The sequence below is a fragment of the Patescibacteria group bacterium genome, from assembly GCA_020148145.1.
In the GTDB taxonomy this organism is placed as follows: domain Bacteria; phylum Patescibacteriota; class Minisyncoccia; order Minisyncoccales; family JAHCRE01; genus JAHCRE01.
In genome coordinates this window covers 44168-67216 of record JAHCRE010000011.1, presented here as the reverse complement: position 1 = coordinate 67216, position 23049 = coordinate 44168, and the positions used below count along the sequence as shown (strand labels likewise).

The 23049-nt window shown below is 36.8% G+C and carries 23 protein-coding genes and 1 tRNA gene; 22 read left to right on the top strand and 2 right to left on the bottom strand.

Features of this window, described 5'->3' with window-relative positions; genetic code table 11:
• The first annotated feature begins 6 nt into the window (after positions 1-6).
• From KJA15_01435 to KJA15_01375, 13 genes are all read left to right on the top strand, one after another.
• On the top strand, positions 7-525 hold the full coding sequence (locus tag KJA15_01435; GenBank protein ID MBZ9571986.1) for a nucleotide exchange factor GrpE: 519 nt from the start codon (positions 7-9) through the stop codon (positions 523-525).
• Positions 526-870 carry a hypothetical protein gene (locus KJA15_01430; GenBank protein ID MBZ9571985.1) on the top strand — a complete coding sequence of 115 codons (345 nt, stop codon included), beginning with the start codon at positions 526-528 and terminating at the stop codon, positions 868-870.
• Positions 871-883: 13 nt separating this feature from the next.
• Positions 884-1579, top strand: coding sequence for a trypsin-like peptidase domain-containing protein (locus tag KJA15_01425; GenBank protein MBZ9571984.1), 696 nt, complete (start codon positions 884-886; stop codon positions 1577-1579).
• 261 nt (positions 1580-1840) lie between these two features.
• A complete protein-coding gene (gene dnaK / locus KJA15_01420; GenBank protein MBZ9571983.1) occupies positions 1841-3745 on the top strand; it encodes a molecular chaperone DnaK in 1905 nt (634 codons plus the stop codon).
• 12 nt (positions 3746-3757) lie between these two features.
• Positions 3758-4876, top strand: a complete 1119-nt coding sequence (dnaJ, locus tag KJA15_01415; protein ID MBZ9571982.1) for a molecular chaperone DnaJ — start codon at positions 3758-3760, stop codon at positions 4874-4876.
• Between the two features lie 69 nt (positions 4877-4945).
• Entirely contained in the window at positions 4946-6091 is a 1146-nt protein-coding gene (locus KJA15_01410; GenBank protein MBZ9571981.1) for an alanine--glyoxylate aminotransferase family protein, read from the top strand.
• A 2-nt stretch (positions 6092-6093) separates the two neighbouring features.
• Complete coding sequence (locus tag KJA15_01405) at positions 6094-6996, top strand: D-2-hydroxyacid dehydrogenase (GenBank protein ID MBZ9571980.1); 903 nt, start codon at positions 6094-6096, stop codon at positions 6994-6996.
• A 161-nt stretch (positions 6997-7157) separates the two neighbouring features.
• Positions 7158-7228, top strand: a tRNA-Lys gene (locus tag KJA15_01400).
• A 147-nt stretch (positions 7229-7375) separates the two neighbouring features.
• Positions 7376-9451, top strand: coding sequence for a hypothetical protein (locus KJA15_01395; GenBank protein MBZ9571979.1), 2076 nt, complete (start codon positions 7376-7378; stop codon positions 9449-9451).
• A 172-nt stretch (positions 9452-9623) separates the two neighbouring features.
• Positions 9624-10538, top strand: a complete 915-nt coding sequence (locus KJA15_01390) for a hydroxyacid dehydrogenase (protein MBZ9571978.1) — start codon at positions 9624-9626, stop codon at positions 10536-10538.
• 220 nt (positions 10539-10758) lie between these two features.
• Positions 10759-11943 carry a S41 family peptidase gene (locus tag KJA15_01385; protein MBZ9571977.1) on the top strand — a complete coding sequence of 395 codons (1185 nt, stop codon included), beginning with the start codon at positions 10759-10761 and terminating at the stop codon, positions 11941-11943.
• A 227-nt stretch (positions 11944-12170) separates the two neighbouring features.
• The gene (rplI, locus tag KJA15_01380) at positions 12171-12617 is read left to right on the top strand and encodes a 50S ribosomal protein L9 (protein MBZ9571976.1); all 447 of its coding nucleotides are present in this window, start codon (positions 12171-12173) and stop codon (positions 12615-12617) included.
• A 140-nt stretch (positions 12618-12757) separates the two neighbouring features.
• Positions 12758-14386: a CTP synthase gene (locus KJA15_01375; protein ID MBZ9571975.1), complete on the top strand. Its 1629-nt coding sequence runs from the start codon at positions 12758-12760 to the stop codon at positions 14384-14386.
• Positions 14387-14422: 36 nt separating this feature from the next.
• On the opposite strand, the gene rpmA is transcribed toward KJA15_01375, so the two are convergent.
• Positions 14423-14695 carry a 50S ribosomal protein L27 gene (rpmA, locus tag KJA15_01370; GenBank protein ID MBZ9571974.1) on the bottom strand — a complete coding sequence of 91 codons (273 nt, stop codon included), beginning with the start codon at positions 14693-14695 and terminating at the stop codon, positions 14423-14425.
• Between the two features lie 82 nt (positions 14696-14777).
• Here rpmA and KJA15_01365 point away from each other — a divergent pair, with 82 nt between their 5' ends.
• The 9 genes from KJA15_01365 (at position 14778) to KJA15_01325 (ending at position 21586) form a co-directional block, all read left to right on the top strand.
• Positions 14778-15008, top strand: coding sequence for a hypothetical protein (locus KJA15_01365; GenBank protein ID MBZ9571973.1), 231 nt, complete (start codon positions 14778-14780; stop codon positions 15006-15008).
• Positions 15009-15068: 60 nt separating this feature from the next.
• On the top strand, positions 15069-15791 hold the full coding sequence (gene uppS, locus KJA15_01360; protein ID MBZ9571972.1) for a di-trans,poly-cis-decaprenylcistransferase: 723 nt from the start codon (positions 15069-15071) through the stop codon (positions 15789-15791).
• A gap of 20 nt (positions 15792-15811) precedes the next feature.
• Positions 15812-15967, top strand: coding sequence for a hypothetical protein (locus KJA15_01355; protein ID MBZ9571971.1), 156 nt, complete (start codon positions 15812-15814; stop codon positions 15965-15967).
• A gap of 442 nt (positions 15968-16409) precedes the next feature.
• Positions 16410-16571 (top strand): hypothetical protein, encoded by a 162-nt coding sequence (locus KJA15_01350; protein ID MBZ9571970.1) that lies wholly within the window; start codon positions 16410-16412, stop codon positions 16569-16571.
• 339 nt (positions 16572-16910) lie between these two features.
• The gene (locus tag KJA15_01345) at positions 16911-17381 is read left to right on the top strand and encodes a hypothetical protein (protein ID MBZ9571969.1); all 471 of its coding nucleotides are present in this window, start codon (positions 16911-16913) and stop codon (positions 17379-17381) included.
• A gap of 618 nt (positions 17382-17999) precedes the next feature.
• The gene (locus KJA15_01340; protein MBZ9571968.1) at positions 18000-19796 is read left to right on the top strand and encodes a DUF2207 domain-containing protein; all 1797 of its coding nucleotides are present in this window, start codon (positions 18000-18002) and stop codon (positions 19794-19796) included.
• An 83-nt stretch (positions 19797-19879) separates the two neighbouring features.
• Complete coding sequence (locus KJA15_01335; protein MBZ9571967.1) at positions 19880-20425, top strand: LemA family protein; 546 nt, start codon at positions 19880-19882, stop codon at positions 20423-20425.
• Positions 20426-20578: 153 nt separating this feature from the next.
• Positions 20579-21163, top strand: coding sequence for a rubrerythrin family protein (locus KJA15_01330; GenBank protein ID MBZ9571966.1), 585 nt, complete (start codon positions 20579-20581; stop codon positions 21161-21163).
• 21 nt (positions 21164-21184) lie between these two features.
• The gene (locus KJA15_01325; protein ID MBZ9571965.1) at positions 21185-21586 is read left to right on the top strand and encodes a desulfoferrodoxin; all 402 of its coding nucleotides are present in this window, start codon (positions 21185-21187) and stop codon (positions 21584-21586) included.
• A 489-nt stretch (positions 21587-22075) separates the two neighbouring features.
• Here the strand turns inward: KJA15_01325 and KJA15_01320 are convergent, their stop codons facing one another.
• A complete protein-coding gene (locus KJA15_01320; GenBank protein ID MBZ9571964.1) occupies positions 22076-23032 on the bottom strand; it encodes a tyrosine-type recombinase/integrase in 957 nt (318 codons plus the stop codon).
• Positions 23033-23049 lie beyond the last annotated feature (17 nt).

Below are 23049 nucleotides of genomic sequence, written 5' to 3'. Positions count from 1 at the left end.
CGGAATATGAAAGAGGAAAAGAAGAAACTAGGCGTTAAAAATAAAGAAAAAAAGAGGTTAAATATTGAAGATTTTAAAAAACAGCTTAAAGAATGTCAAAAATTAAAAAATGAATATTTAGCTAGTTGGCAGAGAACTAGGGCTGACTTTTTGAATTACAAAAAAGAAGAGATAGAGAGAGTTTCAGAAATGTTAAAATATACCAATATAGATTTAATTTTAAAAATCCTGTCAATTTTAGATAATTTTGAAATAGTTGAAAAAAAGATACCGGCAAATTTAAAAAATGATGAGAATGTAAAAGGATTATTGCAAATTAAGGCCCAAATTAAAGATTTTTTAAAAAGTCAGGGAGTAGAAGAAATAAAAACAATTGGGCAAAAATTTGACCCAAATTTCCAGGAAATAGTTGAAGAAGTTGAAATAAAAGACAAAGATTCAGGAATTGTCATTGAAGAAGTTCAAAAAGGCTATTTGTTACACGGCAAGGTCTTGAGACCAGCTAAGGTAAAAATAGTTAAATAAATGAAAATCATAGGAAGAATAATCGCATTTTTAATAATAGGGATGATTTTGCTAAAAGTTGTAATAACTAATAATTTTAAATTTTCAGAATGGAATCGTTATACCTATCTTTTCGTCGGAGGTTTATGTATTTTGTTAGTTATACTTGTAGAGCCAAGGACAATAACTTTCTTTAAAAGATTATTTAAAAAAGATAGCCCCCAATCAAATTCCACTTCGAAAGCTGAATCGAGATCTGAATCAAAAGTCGAATATCGTACGTATAATTATTTTATTTTCACTGAGGGAACATCCATTACAAAAAAAATAAAAAATTTCCCTGAAGATATAAAAAATAATCAATAATAATGTAAATAATATGAAAATCAGTCAAATTATAGAACAAAATAAAAAACCAATTATTTTAGTGGCCCTCTATATACCTGGAGAGAAAAATCAAGGCAAAGTAAGTATTAGAGGGACTGGTTTTATAGTTTCTCATGATGGTAAATTTTTAACTTGTTGGCATGTATATAAAAACATTCCTGAAAACGAACTTCGTTATCTGGAGGTTTCAGTGCCGGGTAAAACCGATGAAAAAGGGATAACGCATTATGACAGATACAAAGTGAAATTATTAGACAAAGACGAAGAGAACGATTTAGCTTTAATGCAAATAATTTCCGATAAGAATAATTTTGAAACAATTGAAGGATTCGGTGATTCAGAATCAGTTAAAGAAGGGGATGAGGTTGTTTTTATAGGATATCCTTTGGCTACAGTACTATTAGGTATGAAATTTGGGATTACAATGAACACAAACCACTGTATTATTAGTTCAGTGAAGAGACGTGGCAAAGATGGCTCGCTACATTTCTTTATGATCGATACTCACATTAATAAAGGCTCAAGTGGTTCACCAGTATTTTCCCTGGATAGCGGAAAAGTTATAGGGGTAACAAGTGGTAGGATATCTCAACGGGCTTCGTTACCTAGTGGAAAAAAGTTTGATATTCCAGCAAATATGGGAATTTGTAGACCTACTAACTACGCTGTTGATTTGATTAATAAATAATTTCAAAGGTCGAATTAAAATTTAACACCCCCATATCGGAAGGGGGTCGGCCAAGACGCGAGGCTTCTCCGCGAAACCTGCGAAGCGGGTTGAGTCGGAAAGCCCCGTCTGGGAGAACCTTCCGGCTCTCCCGTATAGGAAAATATTAAAAACCGAAGGGACGCGAGAGTTCTTAGCTCTGCGGAAACTTCCGTCCTAGGGTTTTTAAAGAGCGGTGTTAGACGAGCGAACAAAGTGAGCGAGTCGTGCCGCGAACTAACTATGAGTAAAGTACTAGGTATTGATTTAGGGACCTCAATTTCAAAGATGGCCACCATCTTAGCAGGTGAGCCAAAATGTATAGAAAGTAGAGAGGGTTCAATTCTGATACCCTCAATTGTGGCATTGGCAAAAAATGGAGAAAGGCTTGTTGGGATTTTAGCCAAAAGGCAAGCAATTACCAATCCCAAAAATACTATTTTCGCAGTAAAAAGGTTTATTGGTAGAAGACACTCTGACCCCGAAGTTCAAAAAGAGCTAAAACGCTTACCCTACGAGACAAGAGCAAGGGCAGATGGTGGGGTTGAGATAAAAATGGGTGATAAATGGCACACAGCGATTGAAATTTCCTCAATGATTTTACAAAAAATAAAATTAGATGCAGAAGAAAAATTAGGCGAGAAAGTGGAAACAGCTGTTATTACTTGTCCAGCAAATTTCGATGACTCCCAAAGAAAAACAACTAAAACAGCCGGAGAAATTGCCGGATTTAAAGTTTTGAGAGTTATTAATGAGCCTACGGCAGCTGCTCTGACTTATGGATTGGGAAAGAAAAAGCCAGAAAAAGTTGTTGTTTATGACTTTGGAGGAGGAACTTTTGATGTGACAATTTTGAATGTGGCTCCAGATACAGTTGAAGTTTTAGCTACCGGCGGAGAGGCTCATTTAGGGGGAAATGACTTTGACCAGAGAATAATTGACTGGATAGTTGGGCAATTTAAAAAAGATCAAGGAATTGATTTATCAAAAGACCCCTTGGCTTTACAAAGATTAAAAGAGGCAGCCGAAAATGCGAAAATAGAATTATCTTCGGCAATAGAAACAGAAATTAACCTCCCATTTATTTCCTCAGATACTTCGGGGCCAAAGCATTTGTATTATAAATTGAAAAGGGCTCAGCTGGAGAACCAGACCCGAGATTTGGTTGAAAGATCAATTGAAAGAGTGAAAAAAACCTTAAAAGAGGCAAAATTAAGTAAAGACGACATCGATGAAGTTATTTTGGTTGGAGGTACAACTTTAACTCCAGCTGTTAGAGAGGCGGTTAAGAATTTTTTTGGCAAAGAGCCTAACAAAACTATTAATCCTGAAGAAGTAGTGGCAATGGGAGCAGCTATTCAGGGAGAGATTTTGAGAGCAAAGGAAGAGGGAAGAGCGCCAGAAGGAGAAATAAAGAGTGTTCTTTTGTTGGATGTTTTACCGCTTTCTCTTGGAATTGAGACCTTGGGTGGAATAAATACAGCCATGATTTCCAAAAATACCACTATTCCTACAGCAAAAACTCAAATATTTTCAACTGCAGCTGATAGTCAGACATCGGTTGAAGTAAATGTTTTGCAAGGGGAAAGGTCAATGGCAACTAATAATAGGTCATTGGGAAGGTTTATTTTAGATGGAATTCCGCCTGCTCCAAGAGGAATTCCCCAAGTTGAAGTGAAATTTGATATTGATGCTAATGGAATTTTAACTGTTACAGCCAAAGATAAGGGAACCTCTCGCTCTCAGTCGATTAGAATTGAGGGATCAATAGGTTTATCAAAAGAAGAGATAGAGAAAATGAAAAAAGAAGCAGAATTACATGCAAAAGAAGATCGTAAAAAGCGAGAATTAAGCGAAGCTAAAAACTTGGCTGATAATTTAATCTATACCACCGAAAGGACCCTGAAAGAGGCCGGAGATAAAATTTCTTCAGAGACAAAAAAGGAAGTTGAGGAAAAAGTTAAAGATTTGAAAGGAGTAAAAGAAGGTGATAATATAGAGGAAATAAAAAATAAGACCCAAGAATTATCTCAGGCAATTCAAAAAATTGGAGCTGAGATGTACAAAAAAGCCAGCCCTGAAAAACCGAAAGAAAAACCAAAAGAAGATGAACCTACAGCTGAGGAAGGAGAATTTAAAGAAAAATAAACTCATTTTAAAATGCAAAAGGATTATTACAAAATTTTGGGTGTTTCTCGTAAAGCCTCGCCAGAAGAAATCAAGAAGGCCTATTATAAGTTGGCTCATAAATATCATCCAGATAAAGGAGGGGATGGGAAGCGTTTCAAAGAAATAAATGAGGCCTACCAGATTCTTTCAGATAGAGAAAAAAGAACCCAGTATGACAGATTTGGTCGAGTTTTCGAAGGAAAAGGATTTGGGCCAGGTTTTGATTTTACCTGGGCCTGGGGAAGACCTAAGGGGGATTTTTCCGCCCAAGGCGGACCAGCCTCTGGCTGGGGGTTTGATTTTGGAGACCTCGGAGATTTAAGCGAAATGGTTGAGGAAATTTTTGGGTTCGGTGCTCCAACAAGAAAAAAAGATTTAAAAAGAGGAAGGGATATTAAAATTATTCTTGAAATTCCCTTAGAAGAAACTTTAAAGAATCAGGAAAAACAAATTTCTTTAACTAAAATGATTTTATGCTCTCGTTGTCAGGGTAAAGGGGGAGAGCCAGGGACTAAAATCAAGGAATGTTTTTCTTGTCGAGGAACAGGTCAAGTTCAGCAAGTCAAAAGAACATTTTTTGGATCTTTTACTAGATTTATTATTTGTCCTGAATGTAAAGGAGAAGGTCAAAGACCAGAGACTCCTTGTAATGTTTGTAAAGGAGAAGGAAGGATAAGAGGGGAAGGAGATATTAAATTTTTTATTCCGGCTGGAGTTGATTCAAGCCAGATAATAAAAGTTGAGGGAAAGGGTAATGCCGGTAAAAGAGGAGGAAGACCGGGGGATTTATACGTTAGGATTTCTATTAAAGAACATCCAATTTTTAAAAGAAGGGGTGATGATCTTTATATTAAAGTTCCAATTTCTTTTTCTCAGGTCGCTTTAGGAGATGAAATCGAAATTGAAACTTTAGAAAGAAAGAAAATTTTATTAAAAATTCCCCGGGGGGCTGAATCAGGAAAGATTTTGCGAATTTCAAAAAAAGGAATTCCTCGTTTTTCAGGTCATGGCAGAGGAAACCTTTATGTGGAGTTGCTTGTTAAGACCCCAAGGAGATTAACAAAGAAACAAAAAGAACTATTAGAAAAATTAAAAAAAGAAGGAATATAATTTTAATTATTTCTCTTAATGCCTTTTAAGATTTAACAATTATTTGATTTTTTTTATTTTAATTAATATATGAAAAAAAGATATCTTCTTACTCCAGGACCAACCCCTATACCAGATGATGTTAGGCTTGCTGAAGCCCAGCCTATTATTCATCACCGGACAAAAGAGTTTTTGGAGATATTTGAGAGAATAAGCGAGGATTTGAAAACCGTATTTAAAACTAAAAATATAATCCTTACTTTTCTCTCATCTGGGACAGGGGCTATGGAAGGTGCGGTCGTAAACACCCTTTCTCCTGGAGATAAGGCATTATGTATAATGGGTGGTAAGTTCGGTGAGAGGTGGGTAGAAATATGCAAGGCATTTGGAATTGAAGTAATAAGTTTGGATGTTGAGTGGGGAGATTATGTAAAACCAGAGAAGGTAAAAAATTTACTTGACAAATATCCGGATATAAAGGTTGTTTTTGCAACCCTTTGTGAAACATCAACCGGAACATTATTTCCTATTGAGAAATATGGAGAAATTGTTCGTAATAGACCAGGAACCATCCTGGTGGTGGATGCAATATCTGGGCTCGGGGCTTGCGATATCCAAACTGATAATTGGGGCGTTGACATCTGTGTATCGGCTTCTCAAAAAGGTCTTATGCTTCCACCCGGACTTGCATTTGTCAGTATATCAGAGAAGGCCTGGAAATTTGCAGGTAGTTCAAAATGTCCAAAGTATTATTTTGACTTCAAGGAATACTTAAAAGCATTTGAAAAGAAACTTCCAACAAAATTTACTCCTGGAATATCTATTATAAGGGCCTTGGATAAATCGCTTTCAAGAATAAAAAAAGAAGGCATAGGCAAAGTACTTTTAAGGCACCAAAAACTTGCCGAGGCCACCAGAGAAGCAGTCAAGGCCTTAGGATTAGAACTTTTTTCAAAGAATCCTGCGTCTGCTCTAACTGTAATAAAGGTTCCTCAAGGAATTGACGGAGCTACCTTAAAAGATACCCTTGATAAAAAATATGGAGTTCAGGTTGCTGGTGGACAGGCACATTTAAAGGGCAAGGTTATCCGTATAGCCCACCTGGGATATGTAGGACGATTTGATATTATAACCGCCATATCAGCCCTTGAATTTTCTTTGAAGGATTTAGGATATCCAATAAAATTAGGCCAGAGCGTTAAGATAGCAAAAGAGATGCTAAAAAATTTAGATTAAATATGAAAGTATTGATAGCAGATTCCATAATTAAGAGCGCTATAGAGAAATTAAAAAAATTAGGCTTGGAGGTTTCTGACTTTTCGTCGTTGCCAAAAGAGGAATTAACAGATAAGGTAGAAGGTTATGATTTTATGGTTGTCAGGGGTGCGACAAAGGTTCAAAAGAATATGATAGACAAGATGGATAATATGAAACTGATAATAAGGGGTGGGGTCGGCCTTGATAATATAGATGTTGCTCATGCTAAAAAGAGAGGGATAAAGGTGTTTAACACTCCTGCCGCCTCATCTATTTCTGTTGCCGAATTAGCTTTAGCTCATATGTTCGCTCTGTCCAGACATATTGTCAGGGGTACTACCGGGATAAAAAAAGGAAAATGGGAAAAGAAAGAACTAAAAGGGCAAGAGTTATACGGGAAAATATTAGGAATCATAGGATTAGGGAGAATTGGCAGAGAATTAGCACAACTTGGAAAAGGACTGGGTATGAGGGTGATTGGATATGACCCATATACTAAAGTGGAACAGATAGAGATGGTGACTCTTGATGAACTTTTGCGGAAATCGGATTATGTTTCTGTTCACACGCCCTTAACCGATGAGACTAGACATATGATTAGTAAGAATGAATTTTCAAAGATGAAATCTACTGCTATCCTAATAAATGCAGCTAGAGGTTGTGTTGTCGACGAAAACGCTTTAATCGACGCTTTAAAAAACAAAGAAATTGCAGGTGCAGGTCTTGATGTATTTGAGGTTGAACCACTAAAAGTTTCAGAATTAATTAAACTAACGAATTTAACTTTTACCCCGCATATTGGCGCTTCTACTAAAGAAGCTCAAGAAAGAATAGGCGAGGAAGTAGTAAGAATAATAAGCGAAGCAATAAAAAAGTCCTCTTAGGAAGAGAATGACAGCAAGTTCATCTAAAATAATTTTTACCTTATATTTCTTTGGAGGTTGGACACCTTTCTTTTGAAGAAAGGGGTCCAGGAGCGAAGCGAAGCGAGCCGAAGGCGAGCGCTCGAGCAAGTAAAGCGAGCGAGAGGGAGCGGAGCGACTAAGCCCCCATAACTCAATGGTAGAGTAACTGCCTTTTAAGCAGTAAATCTCCGTTCAAGTCGGGGTGGGGGCACAAGCTAAAAACCTCGCTTTGAGCGAGGTTTTGCTAATTCGAATTGATAAAATATTGACTTTTTTTCTTGAAAATGGTAAGAAAGTAATTGGCTATTTGACAAAATAAATAGAAAAGGAGGAAAAAGTAACGAACAAAAAAGCTATAATGTTGGCTTTGGCTTTGATGCTACTGCTTTCGATCTGTCTTCAATTCGAAGTTTCAGTTCAAGCGCAGAAAAACAAGGAGAAAGTAAAAGTAGGCAGGAGCGACCCTAAAACCTGTGATCCGGCCCTTGACCTTAAACAAGAAAGCGACCTTGTATCCAATGTCTATGAAACATTGTTAAGTAAAAGAAAGAAAAAATACGCACTTATTACAAAAGATGGTCTCGAGTGGTCCAAAGATAATCAGAAGGCCATGGTAGAAATAAAAAAAGACGTTAAATTTCACGGCGAAGAAACTCTGACCGCAGAGGACGTAAAGCACTCCTTAGCCAGGTTAATGATAATGGGACTGGCGATAGAAGGTCATAATACAGCAGCAAATCTTCTTGATCTTCTGATTGATAAGGAACAGCTCTTACAGTTCTTTGATAAGAAACAGCTCTCTCTTGATGATTTGAAAGATGAAGAAAAAGCGAAGAAAATCTTAGAATTAATAAATGAAGCAATAAAAGTTAAAGAGAACCGCATCATTTTTCACTTTAAGAAGAAGATGTATACTTTGACAAAGACGTTTCATCGTCTGTTGAAACACAGAAGCGCGTCGATAATGCCTAAGAGTTGGTTACTAAAACAGAGCGGAGAGTTCCCTGGGCTTGGAGTTGACCCAAAAAAAATAACCGAATGGGTCAAAAAATACGGTAACTTGTTAAAGGACAAGAAATCGCCCCTTGATTATAACCTTAGTAAGCCTGAAGAACCAAAACCAGAAGAGCCCGACGACCCTAAAATGAATGGAACTGGTCCCTGGGAATTAGACTTCTGGGAACCAGGAATAAGATGGAGATTGAAAAAATTCGAAGCCTATCATTCTGGGTGGCCGGCTGAGGATTCTCGGGGTTATTGCAATGTGATTGAAGGTGAGATAATCCCAGAATGGTCCACAAGAAAACTAATGTTCTTAGCTGGCGACCTTGATATAATAGATGTTCCAAGGATGTATGCCGAAGAACTTTTTGGACAACCAGGGATACGTTGCGTCTATCCTCTACCTACATTCTCTGTTGATGCCATGTTCTTCAACTTCAAGATATCGACGACGAGTCCATACATGGGTGTACCAGGAGGATTATCTCCAGGCACATTAGATGAATCAGGAATTCCACCGGATTTCTTTAGCGACATTGACGTTAGGAAGGCCTTTGCCTACAGCTTTGACTACGATATGTTCATCGAAGAAGTGTGCATGAGAGAAGCGTATCAGATAGTTACACCCATAATACCAGAGATACTTGGTTATGATCAGGGTCTGAGTCAATTCGGATACTATCTTGACTTTGCCAAAGCAGAAGAACACTTCAGAAGTGCTTGGGGTGGACAACTGTGGGCCAACGGCTTCACAATGGCCATCTGTTACGAGCTGGGAAACATAGAGATGGGGATGGCGTGCCAATTTCTGGAGATGAACATTGAGAGCCTAAACCCGAAATTTCACATCGATGTTGTGGAAGTATCGAATGACTTTACGGAGTTACCGGTTTGGTTTACTAATATGTTCGCTGGCTCTACAGATCCACATAACTTCATCTCCCCGTTTATGTACAGCTATGGAACTTTCGCAGTATTGCAAGGATACAACAATTCTGTCGTTGACGAACTGGTCGAAAAGGGAGAAATGGAAACGGATCTAGAAATAAGAAAAGCAATCTACTCTGAACTTCAAGAAATCTACATTGAGGATTGTCCAAGCGTTCCGTTGGACAACCCTTTGGATCGTCACTGGGAGAGGGACTGGGTTCAAGGATGGGACCACGACCCATTATATCCAGGCATCGACTTCTATCCAATGTGGAAAGAGGACCTTCCTGCAGAGGACTTAAACTCGGACGGATCTGTGGACATCTTCGATATAGTCGTCATGGCGAAGGCCTTCGGATCATACTATCTACCAGGCGAGTCACGTCCAGAATGGAACTCTAGAGCTGACCTAAAACAGGACCAGATAATCGACATCTTCGATGTAGTAGTCATAGCAAAACAGTTTGGCTATGTAGCCCCACCATGGACACCGCCGTCATAAAAATTCAAGCCCCCGAAGATAAAACACTTCAATCCCCCCTTTTTTTCTATAATAAAGCGCCATTTTCTGGCGTTTTTTATTTTAAGCTCGTGAAATAACTAACCAACTAAATATTGAAAAAATTTTGAGTAATGCTATAATCAAAATAGTTCTTTTTTAAAGAAGGTGAAAAATATTGAAGGTTCTTATCTGTGACCCAATTCATAAGGCAGGGATAGAAAGGTTGCAAAAAGCAGGTTTCGAAGTTGACCTAAACCCTACGATTTCCTCTGAGCAGTTAAAAAAAGTAGTTTCAGGCTACGATGCACTAATCGTGCGAAGTCGGACCAAAATTACAAAGGAAATCATTAAAGCTGGATGGCAACTAAAAGTTATAGGTCGGGCTGGTGGAGGCTTAGACAACATTGATATGGAGGCTGCGAAAAAAAGAAGAATCATTGTTTTAAATACGTCAGAAGCCATTGCCCAAGCCGCTGCCGAACTAACAATAGGATTGATGATTTCGTTAGCGCGAAATATCCCATCTGCTGACCGGGCCATAAAGGAGGGAAAGTGGATTAAGGAGGAACTGATGGGTTGGCAGCTGAAAGATAAAACTCTTGGCATAATAGGCTTGGGAAACGTTGGCAAGAGAGTAGCTGAGATAGCGAAAGCTTTAAGAATGAAAATACTTATTACAAAACGGAATCCGCCGAGCCCAGAGTTACTAAAAGAACTTGAAGCAGAATTCGTTCCACTCAAAGAATCATTACAAAGAAGCGATGTAATCACGCTACATGTTCCATTAACCGAGCAAACCTTTCACATGATTGGGACAAAGGAGTTTCAATTTATGAAAAAGGGAGCTTGCTTAATCAACACATCTAGAGGTTCAGTTGTGGATGAAAAGGCTCTTTTACAAGCGCTAAAATCCGGAAAACTGAGAGGAGCGGCATTAGATGTTTACGAAGTTGAACCGCCCGAAAATTCAGAATTAGTAAAATTACCAAATGTAGTTTGTACCCCTCACATAGGGGCGCAAACTAAAGAAACCCAGAAAGCAATAGCCATTGCAATTGCAGAGAAAATTATCAATTCCCTTAGATAATATCCAAAATTTTACTCCAGCACTCCTCAGTCTTCTACTTTTCTCAACTGAGCTTATCTTAAAACTAGCTCAGTTTTTATTTACCCAGTAGTGCAACTCTGACTTACTCCGCAAATATAAGGTTTTCTGAAAGAAAACCTTGTTAGAGTTGTCATACTGGGTTTACAATAATTTTATGGAGATTAGACTTTCTAATTAATTTCTGCTATAAAAATCTAATATGCCAATTTTTAGTAAGAAAAGAATAATTTTTGTTTTTTTAGTGGTCGGAATCTTAGTGAGTTTTGGCTTAGGTTTTTTATTTGGAGAATTACAGGTGGTTTGTCCAGTTTGTCCACCCGAAGAACTTGATTTTTCTCTTTTCTGGGAGGCCTGGGAAGTTTTGGAAGAGAAATTTGCTGAGCCTCAGAAGTTTGATATTCAGCAAATGATTTATGGGGCAATTTCGGGAATGGTAAGGTCTCTAGATGATCCCTATACTATTTTTTTGGATCCTGAAGAAACAGAAAAATTTATTGAGGAAGTCAAAGGGGTTTTTGAAGGAATTGGGGCTGAAATCGGAATTAAAAAAGGTCAACTTTTAATAATCGCTCCATTGAAAGGAACACCGGCTCAAAAGGCTGGTTTGAGATCGGGCGATAAAATTTTAAAAGTTGAAGATATTTTAACTGCTGATTTAACAATTAATGAGGCAGTTTCACTCATTAGGGGCCCAGAGGGAACTGAGGTTACCTTAACAATTTTTCGGGAAGGTTGGGAAGAACCAAAGGAAATTAAAATTGTGAGAGCAGTAATTGAAATTCCTTCTTTAAAATGGGAATTAATTGAAGGAGATATTGCCCACTTAGAAATCTATCAGTTTTCTGAAAAGGCAAGTTTAGATTTTAAGAAGGCAGCTATTGAGATTTTAGATAGTCCAGCAAAAAAGATAATTTTGGATTTAAGGAATAATCCCGGGGGCTATTTGGAGGTGGCCCAGGATATTGCCGGTTGGTTTTTAGAAAGAGGAGATGTAGTGGTAATTGAAGATTTCGGTGTTGGTAAAGAGAAAAAGGAATATAAAGCCGGAGGGAATTCCTGGCTTTTACCCCATCCAACCGTTATCTTAATTAATCAGGGGTCGGCTTCGGGATCAGAAATTTTAGCTGGTGCGCTACGAGATAATCGAGGCATAAAAATAATTGGGGAAACTTCTTTTGGTAAAGGCTCTATCCAGGAACTGGAAGAATTAAAAGGAGGCTCTTCTTTAAAAATTACAGTAGCCAAATGGTTGACCCCAAAAGGCGAGCTCATTACTGACCAGGGGCTTGAACCCGATATAGAAGTGGAGATGACTCTCGAGGACTATGAGGAAGATCGCGATCCACAACTAGGTAAAGCAATTGAAGTAGTTAAGCAATTATAATTGTGGATCGCGATCTCACAGGAGGGGTCGGGAGGATTGGGTATCCTCCCGTGTAGGAAAACAGGGAGGCCGAAGGTCGAGCGTTAGAAACCGAGGGTTTCTAAGGAGCGAAGCGAAGCCCCAAAGGGGGCGCTCGAGCGAAGCGAGAGAGAGCGGAGCGACGGATGCGATCCACAACTAAATAAAGCGATTGAAATAATTAAAGATTTATAATAAAATAATCTAATATGCGGGTAATTCTTCTTAAAAATATTGAAAATCTCGGCAAAAAGTATGAAATTAAAGAAGTAAAGGATGGTTATGCCCGAAACTTTTTGATTCCTAAAGGATTAGTAAAGCAGGCAACAAGAGAGGCCTTAAAATGGCTTAAAACTCAAAAAGAGATTGAATTAAAAAAAGCCGAAGAAGAATTAAAGAAGATCCAAGATTTTGTTTCTACCATTGATGGCCGGGAGGTTATAATTCCTGTTAAAATTGGCCCAGAAGGTCAGCTTTTTGAGTCAATTAATGTCCAAAAAATTTCAGAAAAATTAAAAGAATTAGGATTTAAAATTAAAAAGAGCCAGATTGATTTACCGCAACCAATTAAAGAATTGGGAGAGTTCCCGGTTAAAATTCATTTTGAACATAATTTAGAGGCGGAAATAAGAATAATAGTTATCGAGGAAAAATAAATCATTTGGACCCCTTTTTTAGAAAAAGGGTGTAAAAAGCTCCAAAAAATTAAAGGTTACCTTCGGCTCGGGATTTTATAACCCGTAGCCAAAGGCATACATTCGAAAACCTTTTAAAAAAGGTTTTCGAACTTTCCAAAATGCCAAAATATATTTTTGTTGCCGGAGGGGTCATGTCTGGTATTGGTAAAGGAGTGGCTACTGCCTCAATTGGGAAAATTTTACAGAGCAAGAATTTTAAGATTTCTGCCATTAAAATTGATCCCTATATCAATGTTGATGCTGGAACAATGAATCCTATTGAACATGGGGAAGTTTTTGTCACCAAGGACGGAATAGAATGTGATCAAGATATGGGGAATTATGAAAGATTTTTAGATGAGGATTTAACTACTGATAATTACATTACCACCGGTCGAGTTTATCAAGCAGTGATAAATCGGGAAAGAAATTTAGAATACGGTGGCCGTTGCGTTGAGGTTGTTCCTGATATTCCAAATGAGGTGATCTCCAGGATCTTGCGGGTAGCTAGAAACACAAAAGCCGATTTTGTCTTAATTGAAATCGGAGGAACAGTAGGGGAGTATCAAAATATGCTCTTTTTAGAGGCAGCCAGAATGATGAAGTTGAGACATCCTAAAGATGTTCTTTTTATTTTGGTTAGTTACTTACCGATTCCAAAAATCATTGGGGAGATGAAAACAAAGCCCACCCAACATGCAGTGAGAACCTTAAATACAGCTGGTATCCAACCAGATATTATCTTGGCCAGGTCTATGGTTCCTTTGGATGAACCGCGGAAAAGAAAGATTTCAATTTTTTGTAATGTAGTTAAAGAGGATGTTATTTCTGCTCCCGATATTAGAGTAATTTATGAAATACCTCTTAATTTTGAAAAGGAAAATTTAGGTAATCAAATTTTAAAAAAATTTGGTCAAAGATCAAGAAAGAGTAGTTTAAGAAACTGGAGGGCGCTGGTCAAAGTAATAAAAGGCGCTAAATCGCTGGTTAAAATTGGTATGGTTGGAAAATATTTTGAGACTGGTCGCTTTACCTTAATGGATTCTTATATCTCGATAATTGAAGCAATAAAGCATGCCACCTGGTTTTTTAAAAGAAAACCAGAGATAGTCTGGCTTTCAGCTGAGAATTATGAAAAAAATCCGAAATCAGTTAATGAACTGAGAAAATTTGACGGTATAATTGTTCCCGGAGGTTTTGGGAGTAGGGGAGTGGAGGGGAAAATAAAGGCAACTGAATTTTGTCGAAAACAAAAAATTCCCTTTTTAGGGTTATGCCTGGGAATGCAACTGGCAGTGGTTGAGTTTGCCAGAAATGTTTTAGGATGGAAGAGGGCTCACTCTACTGAATTTTGTAAAAATTGTCAGGGGGTAATTGATTTTATGCCTGAACAAAAAGCTCTTTTAAGAGAAAAAAAATATGGCGGGACAATGAGATTAGGAGAATATAAATGTAAGTTAAAAAGGAATACTTTGAGCTGGAAAGCTTATGGCAAAAAAAATTATATTTCAGAACGTCATCGTCACCGCTACGAACTAAATAACGAATTTAGAGGGGCTTTAGAAAGAGGAGGAATGATAATGGCAGGTGTTAACCCGGAAAGAGATTTAGTTGAGATTATTGAATTGAAAAATCACCCCTTTTTCGTTGGAACCCAATTTCATCCTGAATTCAAATCAAGACCATTGAAACCCCACCCATTGTTTAAAGAATTTGTCAGAGCTTGTTTAAAAAAGAAAAAACCGTAAAATTCTACGGCTTTTAAAAATTAAAATTTTAAGTTTTTATTCTACATTTACAATTTTTACTAGGCGTTGGGAGTGGTCAAAGTTTCTTTTTCTTTTTGTTCCAAAGCGAACAACCCCTTCTCTTAGAGCATAAAGGGTATCATCTCTTCCTTTTTTGACATTTTTTCCAGGAAGGAATTTAGTACCTCGCTGACGGATAATTATCATTCCTGATTTAACCTTTTGACCTTCAAAAAGCTTAACACCTAAATATTTTGGTCGAGAATCCCTTCCTAATCTTGTTGATCCTTTTGCTTTAGTCTTCGCCATATCTTTAGCTTGTTAGATTGTAGCTTCTTAGCTTTTTAGAGATTTACATTATTCTTTTTCTAATAAGCTACTAACCTAAATCATGTTAGCAAGAATAAAACAATTTGTCAAAGACCACCAGGATGATATAATATTGTTAATCGGAGTAATTTTAATTTCTTTACTTTCTTTTGCTATCGGTTTCATTGTAGCCAGGCAAAAAGAGAAAGAGCCAATTATTATAAAAGAGACAAGTTTGCTCAATGGACCCCTTTTTCAAAAAGGTGTCCAACCGCCAAAAATGAAAGGATACGCGAGTCCCGGGACCTTATAACCCGTGGCCTCGCGTATATATTCGAGACCCTTTATAAAAGGTTCTCGAGCTCTCCAGGATATGAAAAAAAAGGAAAAATCTAAAAAAATTCCCTATCACATAGTTTTGTTTCCCGATGGTAATCGGCGCTGGGCTCGGAAAAAGGGATTGCCAAATTTGGCCGGACATCAGCAGGGCTATAAAAATTTAAAGAAATTTGCCAGGTGGTGTGGAGACCGGGGAGTGAAAATTTTAACTGCCTTTGGTTTTTCAACCGAAAATTGGAAAAGGTCAAAGAAAGAGGTTAATTATTTGATGGGATTGTTTGAGCAGGGTTTATCAAATAAAGGAGATATAGGAAAACTTCATAAAGAGGGAGTAAAAATAAAGATAATTGGCCAGAAAGAAAGGTTACCAAAATCCTTGCAAAAAATAATAAAGCAAGTTGAAAACTTAACCAGAAATAATAAAAAACTCCGGTTGAATCTAGCTGTAAGTTATGGTGGAAGATGGGATATTTTACAGGCAATTCAAAAAATCATTAAAGAAAAAGTTCCAGCTAAAAAGATTACTGAGAATTTATTTGAAAATTTTCTTTTAACTACCGGTCTGCCAACCCCCGATTTAGTTATTCGAGCAGGAGGAGAAAAAAGATTATCTAATTTTTTACTTTGGCAGGCAGCCTATTCAGAACTCTATTTTTCAAAAAAACTTTGGCCCGATTTTACTAAAAAAGATTTAGATGAAGTCCTGAAAGAATTTTCCCGACGCAAAAGAAGATTTGGCGGAGACGCTATAGGTTAAAAATTATATTATAAAGTAATATGAAAGAAGAAATTCGAAATGAAGTTTATGCTATAAAAAGAGAGGTAGAAAGAATTCGAGATATACTTTATAACCTTAAAGAGACTATCGAGGGCCTTAGGAACGAGATTAGAGATTTAAAATACGATATCGAAGAGTTGAAAAGGAAAAAATAGAAAAATAATTATTAAAAAAGCATCTTAATGAATATTTTATATATAACTCTCATTACAGCATTCATAATTGTTTTCTTAGTTAGTCTGATTGAATATTTGACCCGTACTGAAAACGAAGGTTTGAAATTTTGTATTTTAGTTATAATTGCATTTCTTATATTTTCTTTTATTACTTCAATTTAAGGAAAAAAAATAGAATGAAAACCCAGTAAATATCAGCCCGAGAGTTTCCTCGGGTTTTTGTTGTCCAGGGCTTGACAAATTTAAAACGTATATGGTATAATTAAGATGTAAAATGAGATAGTTCTTTGATAAAATTTATGGGGAAGGAAGGATTTTAGGCGAGCGAATTGTCTATCAATTGTGGTAGATAGCTCGCTCGTCCAAAGAGGAATAAAAAATGCCCTCCATAGAACTTGATAGGAAGTGCAAAAACTGCGAAATGGAGTTCAAGCAACATGTTTCTTTTAGTAACGAAGCTGGTATAATCACTATCAAAGTCTACCGATACAAATGTCCCTTCTGCGATGCCCTAGTACAGAAGCCCATACCAGAGGAAGTTAAAAAAATGTTAATCCTTAAAGCAACACTTTCTAATGTCTAATCTTGCCGTCATAATCCATCTCTTTGTTTTTCATGAAGAAGTACCTTGGTCTGTCTCGTCGTAAGAGATATAAACCTCTTCCTCCCTCTCTTTTTTCGAGCTCGTAATGAAAATTGCGGTCTGGAAAAAGGAGTAGCTATAAAATGGACCGTGTTTTCTACGATCGTAGAAAATGTATGACAGGCAAGATTTATCAGAAAAAAATCTTAAATTTTATTAAATAGCTCTTTAACAAAATTAAAAGGGAAGGAGAAGAAATTCACCTCTGCAGAGAGGAAATCAAAAACTTGTGGTGAGTTTATCGAACCATTGGTCTCTTGTCTGCAGAGGCGAAAAAAATTGGAAAAGAAAAAAAATATAATTATAATCTTGGACAAAATAAGACACGAGAAAGAGACATCCCATGAGGCTATCGGGGTAAAAAAAGAAGAGATCGATAATTGTGCGAGGCAAATATGTGCTGAACACAATACTTTTGGAGATATTATGAAACATCTAAAGTTGAGTGGAAGCGAAATAAGGCAGGCACTAAGAGAAGTAATAGATATTGACAAACCCAAATTAAGATTATCAAAAGCCATCGTAAGATTGTGGAAAAAAAAGGGTATAAAGAAAATAACCATTGGGCAGTATATTGCCACAGAAATATTAATGCGAGGGATGATTGATGAATCTGAAAAGGAGTTGGCATTAATCGAAAAGGAATTAGCATCAGCAAAGAAAACATTGGAAGTAATCCAAGTAAAAGTGATTCCAATAAAAGCGATTCCAATAAAAATGATTCCAAGAACTTTACAAAACTTTGATTAATAACAATTTCTCCTTCCCCTCTTTTTTCTAGCTTGCAATTTCGCCTCTTTAGCGAATATGCCGAGGAAGCACATTGTCGGTTGGAAAAAGGAGGTGAGCCCAATAATAATGAGGGCAAATCTTTGACCCAAAGGGGGGAGAAGCAGGAGCGATACGCATAGTTCACTTCTCCCCTCACTACTTCTAATTTAAAAAGAGATTTTAAAAAGTCCATTACCGGGCATTTTTTTATTTTTAATTCTCCTCATGTGGATTTTATTGACTTGACAGAAGTATTATTTTAAGCAATGATAGAAATTAGAGGGTTTTCTTTGGGCCTTTCTGCATGTATGAAACCCTGTTTGCACGTGCGTTTACCGAGAGCCTACTCTTCGCATGGGGCCTCTTGGTGGGTGAGAACACCATCCCAAAGAAAGCTCTCTTCCCCTTTTTTTCTGAATGGGGATATAGCACCTTAATATACTTAGTCATCCTTAAAGGCACATCGCTATGTGCCTCCTTTTTTTATTTCTAAAAATTTAACAAACTTAATAGAGTAGAGGATGTGTTTTCCCGGGGGTTGTTCTCGGGCTTTTTTCGTGATATAATTTGATGTATAAACATTTTTTATTGAAAGGTATGTTTAAAATAAATGGAAAATTAAAGAAGTTTAGTTTAGGATTATTCTTTTTAATATTTTTTACCCTCTTATTTTTAGAAGTAGGAAGTTATGATTTTTGCCAGGCTGCTTTAAATAAAAGTTATTATTATCACTCAATTGAGGTAGATATCCAAATTAATCAAGATAGCACTTTTGATGTTACGGAAAAACAGACCTACAACCTGAAGGGCGATTTCGGTTATTTTTATCGTGATATTGAACTGAAGGACTTAGACCACATTTCCGATATTGAGGTTTTTGATGGCCAAGGGAAAAAATTAGATAAAAATGAGTATAAAATCTCCTACAAAAGAAACAGATTGAGTGTTCAATGGAACTTTCCCAGGAAAGTGTTTGATAACGAGTTAAGGTCTTGGACAATAAAGTATAAAGTTCATGGTGGCCTAGGTTTTTATGAGAAATGGGATGAGCTTTATTGGAATGCTATTTTTGAAGACAGAGAAGTTGAAGTAAGGCAGGCCGAAGTTGTAGTTCATTTACCCAGGGGGATCGAAAGAGAACAAATAGGGCAAAAATTATTTATTGGGCCATTGGGGAGTAAAACCGAAAGTAGTAATTATCAAGTCATTGGTAGTCAAACGGTTAGATTTTGGGGATATAATATAATGCCGCATAATTTTTTGACCATAGTTGTAACTTGGCCCAAGGGAATAGTTGCTAAACCCTTTCTTTATCGCAACCAGATAATTAACTGGATAATCTTATTGATTGCTTTTGCTTTGCCAATTTCCTTTTTTGTTAAAATGTATATTCTTTGGAGAAAAAGGGGTAAAGATCCTAAAATTGGCAAAACTATTATAGCCCAATACTCTCCTCCAGAAAACTTACCTCCTGCCGTATTCGGAGTATTGATTGACCAGGCCGTTCACATGAAAGATATTACAGCAACAATTATTGATTTAGCTGTCAGGGGTTATTTGAGAATTAGAGAAAAAGAAAAAGGTTTCTCTATTTTCAAGACACGAGAATACACTCTCGAGAAGTTAAAAGACGAAAGCGACCTTTTACTTTTTGAACAAAAAATAATAAGAGACATTTTTAAAAATAAAAATGTGGTTTCTAGCGATGATTTGAAAAATAAATTTTATAAGAAGATTCCCGGAATAGAAAAGTCACTTCATCAAGAAGTTGGAGAAACAGGTTATTTTATGGGCAATATCCTTAATGTCAGAAAAAAATATGGAAAAACTTCTAATAAGATTTTCCTTCTGGCTTTAGTCATTTTTTTCGGCTGGCTTATATTGTCTTTTCTTTTAGGCACAGGGCTTGTGAGATATTTTGCTCAGATTTCAATTCTTGGATTAAGTTTGATTATTTCAGCAACGATTATCTTAATTTTCGCTCACTATATGCCGAGCTTAACTCAAAAAGGATTAGAAGCTAAATGGAAATTACTGGGTTTTAAAGAGTATCTTCAAACGGCTGAGAGGTTTAGGCTTGGGGCCGAGACATTAGAGACTTTTTCCAAATATCTTCCTTTTGCTTTGATTCTTGGTGTAGAAAAGAAATGGGCAGAAAGATTTTCTGATTTTTCTTATCAAAAACAAAATTGGTATGTGCCAGTTGTCTATGCATATGGTGGGGGTGGTAAAGGTGGTGCTCCAGCATCTTTTAATTCTTTTTCTTCAAGCATTTCTTCTTTTACATCTTCTATTTCCCGAACTTTTGGCGGAGGAGCAGGTACAGGAGGAGTAGGTGGTGTCGGAGGCGCTGCTGGCGGTGGTGGTGGAGGTGGGGGAGGGGGCGCTGGATAGATTTACCTATAAAGAAAATTATGATTTTTAATATAATTAAAGCAAGGTCGATCGTAAAAACTTAATATTATTAACTCAAAATTATGTGTTTTGCTATTTGGATTATCATTGCTATCGTTGTTTTAGCCATCTACATTTATAATGGCTTGATTAGTTTGAAAAACAGAACCAAAGCAGCTTGGGCTGATATTGATGTTCAATTAAAAAGAAGACACAATCTTATTCCTAATTTAGTAGAAACGGTTAAAGGATATGCAGCTCATGAAAGAAAAGTTTTTGAACAAGTAACCGAGGCCAGAGCAAGGGCGTTGACTGCTAAAACTCCTGCTGAAGCAGGTGGGGCAGAAAAAGGATTAACCGGAGCTATAAAAACTTTGTTTGCGGTGGCTGAAAATTATCCAGAATTGAAAGCTTCCGAGAACTTCAAAAAACTTCAGGGAGATTTAACTGATACGGAAAATAAAATTCAAGCAGCCCGAAGATTTTATAATGGCAATGTCAGGGATTTCAATATTAGACAAGAGCAGTTTCCTTATAATTTAATAGCCAGGCTGTTCGGCTTTAAAAAGACTGAATTTTTTGAAATTGAAGAAGTAGAAGAAAGGGAAGCACCTAAAACAAAATTTTAGATTAGGTTCATTGAATTTAGGTCTTCTATTAGTCAAGAGCCTTTAATATTGTGCGACGTTTGATTGGGTAATAAAAAATCGCCAAGAAGGCGGTTTTTTGGTAGAATAGAAATGAAAGGTCGTAAACTAAAATTAAAAAAGATAAAAAAGATTATGAAGAACACAATCGAAAATCTAACTAAAGCATTTATTGGCGAAAGTCAGGCAAGAAATAGATATACTTTTTATGCAAAAGTGGCTAAAAAAGAAGGCTTTGAACAGATTGCAGAAATTTTTCTTATTACAGCAGAGAATGAAAAAGAACACGCTAAAAGACTTTTTGAACATATAAATGAGCTGAAAAAGAAAAGTAATGAAAGTTTAGATGAGATTAAGGTTACAGCTGTAGCTCCAACAATACTTGGCAATACTGCTGATAATCTAAAATCTGCCATTGCTGGCGAGAACTACGAGTATACTCAGATGTATCCAGAATTTGCTGATGTGGCAGAAAAAGAAGGTTTTCCTGAAATTGCTAAAAGATTAATGGCGATTGCTATAGCAGAAAAACATCACGAGGAAAGGTATAAGAAACTTTTAAAAGAAGTGGAAGCTGGCACTGTATTCAAAAAAGAAAGAGAAGTTTGGTGGGTCTGCCGTGAATGCGGTTATGTTCATTTTGGAACAGAACCACCAGAGAGATGTCCCTCTTGCGACCACGCGAGAAATTTTTATCAAATCAAATGCGAAGAATACTAAAGTTAAAAAATAAGCAATAATATGACAGAACAAAATCAAATCTACAAATGTAATATCTGCGGAAACATTGTTGAGGTTTTACATACGGGTGCTGGGCAGCTTGTTTGTTGTGGTCAGCCAATGGAATTGTTAGAAGAAAAAAACAAAGATGAGGGTCTTGAAAAACATGTGCCAGTAATTGAAGAATTACCGGCAAACATATGTCAAGGAAAAGACGGGGTGAAGATAAAAGTAGGGGAGGTAGAACATCCAATGGAAGAAAATCATTATATTGAATGGATAGAAATTATTCCTGCAGATGGCAAAAGAGGCAGGAAGTTTTTAAAGCCAGGTGATAAGCCAGAAGTAGAATTTTATACCAGAAAGGAAATTGTCGGCGCAAGGGCTTATTGCAATATTCACGGGTTATGGAAGATTAGTTGAGATTGTTGGAGGAGGCAGATTCTAGATAATATTGTGCGACATTTATTAGGTAGTGAAAAACCGTTAGAGTAGGGAACTAACGGTTTTTTATATTTCACTTGGCGTGCTATTGACAAATGAAAATTATTTGCTATAATCTAAATATGAAAGGTGAGGACTAAATGGAGATTCAAGAGAAAATGGAAATTCAAGAGAATATGTTAGCAGTGGATACGGTTCATAAAAAGTTCGCAGTCACTCTTGTACACGAAGGCGAAGATCGGTGGACGATACGATGGTGTGGCCATGCTACTGTCCGTAATGCTGTATCTGGCACAACTCTGATACCTCTCGTACCAGATATCCCTAAAAGAGACCAAGGACTAGTACCTGTAAGAATTGTTGAGAAATACCTTGTTGATATAATTATCAGTTTAGCGATGCTAAGGACAGTACCTTAAAGATTCCCAAAAAGGGGTTAGCCCATAGAGAGGATTAACCCCGTTTTTTTTATTCTTTTAATTTTTTTCCACTATGAAATTTGCGATGGATGTCTCTTAAGCGCTTACTTGTCACATGGGTATATATCTGAGTGGTAACAATATTTTTGTGGCCTAAGAATTCCTGTATGGTTCTTAAGTCAACGCCTTTCGCTAAGAGATCGGTGGCAAAAGAATGGCGGATGGTATGGGGAGTAGTAAAAATCGGCACCCCAGCCAAGATTGCATATTTTTTAACAATTCTTTCTATAGAACGAGCTGTTAAACGGCATTCTACGTCTTTTCTAGCCCTATAATGAATAAATAGGGCTTTTTCCTTATCCTTGCGAGTCTCCAAATATTTTTTAACCCAAGATAAGGCACGCTCTGAAAAATATACTGTTCGGGGAACATCTCCTTTGCCTATAATTGAAAGCTCCAAATCCTTTTTATTTCTTATATTAGCGAATTGTTCTTTATTAAGGGCCACAAGTTCAGCTATTCTTAGGCCGGTTGAGAATAATGTCTCTAAAATAGCCCTGTTTCTTAAACCAATCTTGTTTTTAGTATTAGGGGTCATTAAAAGCTTCTCAACCTGCTCTAATTTAAGGAATTTGACGGTTTTTGCCCTTCTAGCATCCTTTGGGAGCTTTATTTTATCCACCGGAGGTGAAACTATATCTTTGGCTGTAAAATAGCTTAAAAGGGCTCTCAGAGCGATTAAATAGTAGTTCTGGGTGGTTTTTTTAAGGATTTTGCCCTTATTATCCTTATATCTCGATAAATAGAGTCTATAATGCCAAATATCATCAGCACTTAGCTCGTGGGGCAAAAGAGCCTCTTTTTTGGTCCTTTTCAGCCAGAAAACGAACTTCCGGAGGTAGCGATCATAATTCTCTTGAGTTTTTTCTGATAATCCTTTTTCTATTTCGCAATAATCCAAAAAGTCGGGGATATGTTTTATAATTGGTTTGTCTGATTTTTTCATAATTATTTTTTATAAAA

Bases quoted from the DNA above. Each gene is read 5' to 3' on its own strand.
- KJA15_01340 (MBZ9571968.1), top strand. From the start codon at position 18,000: ATGTTTAAAATAAATGGAAAATTAAAGAAGTTTAGTTTAGGATTATTC.
- KJA15_01335 (MBZ9571967.1), top strand. From the start codon at position 19,880: ATGTGTTTTGCTATTTGGATTATCATTGCTATCGTTGTTTTAGCCATC.
- KJA15_01435 (MBZ9571986.1), top strand. From the start codon at position 7: ATGAAAGAGGAAAAGAAGAAACTAGGCGTTAAAAATAAAGAAAAAAAG.
- KJA15_01350 (MBZ9571970.1), top strand. From the start codon at position 16,410: ATGGAGTTCAAGCAACATGTTTCTTTTAGTAACGAAGCTGGTATAATC.
- KJA15_01330 (MBZ9571966.1), top strand. From the start codon at position 20,579: ATGAAGAACACAATCGAAAATCTAACTAAAGCATTTATTGGCGAAAGT.
- KJA15_01395 (MBZ9571979.1), top strand. From the start codon at position 7,376: ATGTTGGCTTTGGCTTTGATGCTACTGCTTTCGATCTGTCTTCAATTC.
- rpmA (MBZ9571974.1), bottom strand. From the start codon at position 14,695: ATGGCGAAGACTAAAGCAAAAGGATCAACAAGATTAGGAAGGGATTCT.
- KJA15_01410 (MBZ9571981.1), top strand. From the start codon at position 4,946: ATGAAAAAAAGATATCTTCTTACTCCAGGACCAACCCCTATACCAGAT.
- uppS (MBZ9571972.1), top strand. From the start codon at position 15,069: ATGAAAAAAAAGGAAAAATCTAAAAAAATTCCCTATCACATAGTTTTG.
- dnaK (MBZ9571983.1), top strand. From the start codon at position 1,841: ATGAGTAAAGTACTAGGTATTGATTTAGGGACCTCAATTTCAAAGATG.
- dnaJ (MBZ9571982.1), top strand. From the start codon at position 3,758: ATGCAAAAGGATTATTACAAAATTTTGGGTGTTTCTCGTAAAGCCTCG.
- KJA15_01430 (MBZ9571985.1), top strand. From the start codon at position 526: ATGAAAATCATAGGAAGAATAATCGCATTTTTAATAATAGGGATGATT.
- KJA15_01320 (MBZ9571964.1), bottom strand. From the start codon at position 23,032: ATGAAAAAATCAGACAAACCAATTATAAAACATATCCCCGACTTTTTG.
- KJA15_01375 (MBZ9571975.1), top strand. From the start codon at position 12,758: ATGCCAAAATATATTTTTGTTGCCGGAGGGGTCATGTCTGGTATTGGT.
- KJA15_01385 (MBZ9571977.1), top strand. From the start codon at position 10,759: ATGCCAATTTTTAGTAAGAAAAGAATAATTTTTGTTTTTTTAGTGGTC.
- KJA15_01365 (MBZ9571973.1), top strand. From the start codon at position 14,778: ATGTTAGCAAGAATAAAACAATTTGTCAAAGACCACCAGGATGATATA.
- KJA15_01325 (MBZ9571965.1), top strand. From the start codon at position 21,185: ATGACAGAACAAAATCAAATCTACAAATGTAATATCTGCGGAAACATT.
- KJA15_01405 (MBZ9571980.1), top strand. From the start codon at position 6,094: ATGAAAGTATTGATAGCAGATTCCATAATTAAGAGCGCTATAGAGAAA.
- rplI (MBZ9571976.1), top strand. From the start codon at position 12,171: ATGCGGGTAATTCTTCTTAAAAATATTGAAAATCTCGGCAAAAAGTAT.
- KJA15_01425 (MBZ9571984.1), top strand. From the start codon at position 884: ATGAAAATCAGTCAAATTATAGAACAAAATAAAAAACCAATTATTTTA.
- KJA15_01355 (MBZ9571971.1), top strand. From the start codon at position 15,812: ATGAAAGAAGAAATTCGAAATGAAGTTTATGCTATAAAAAGAGAGGTA.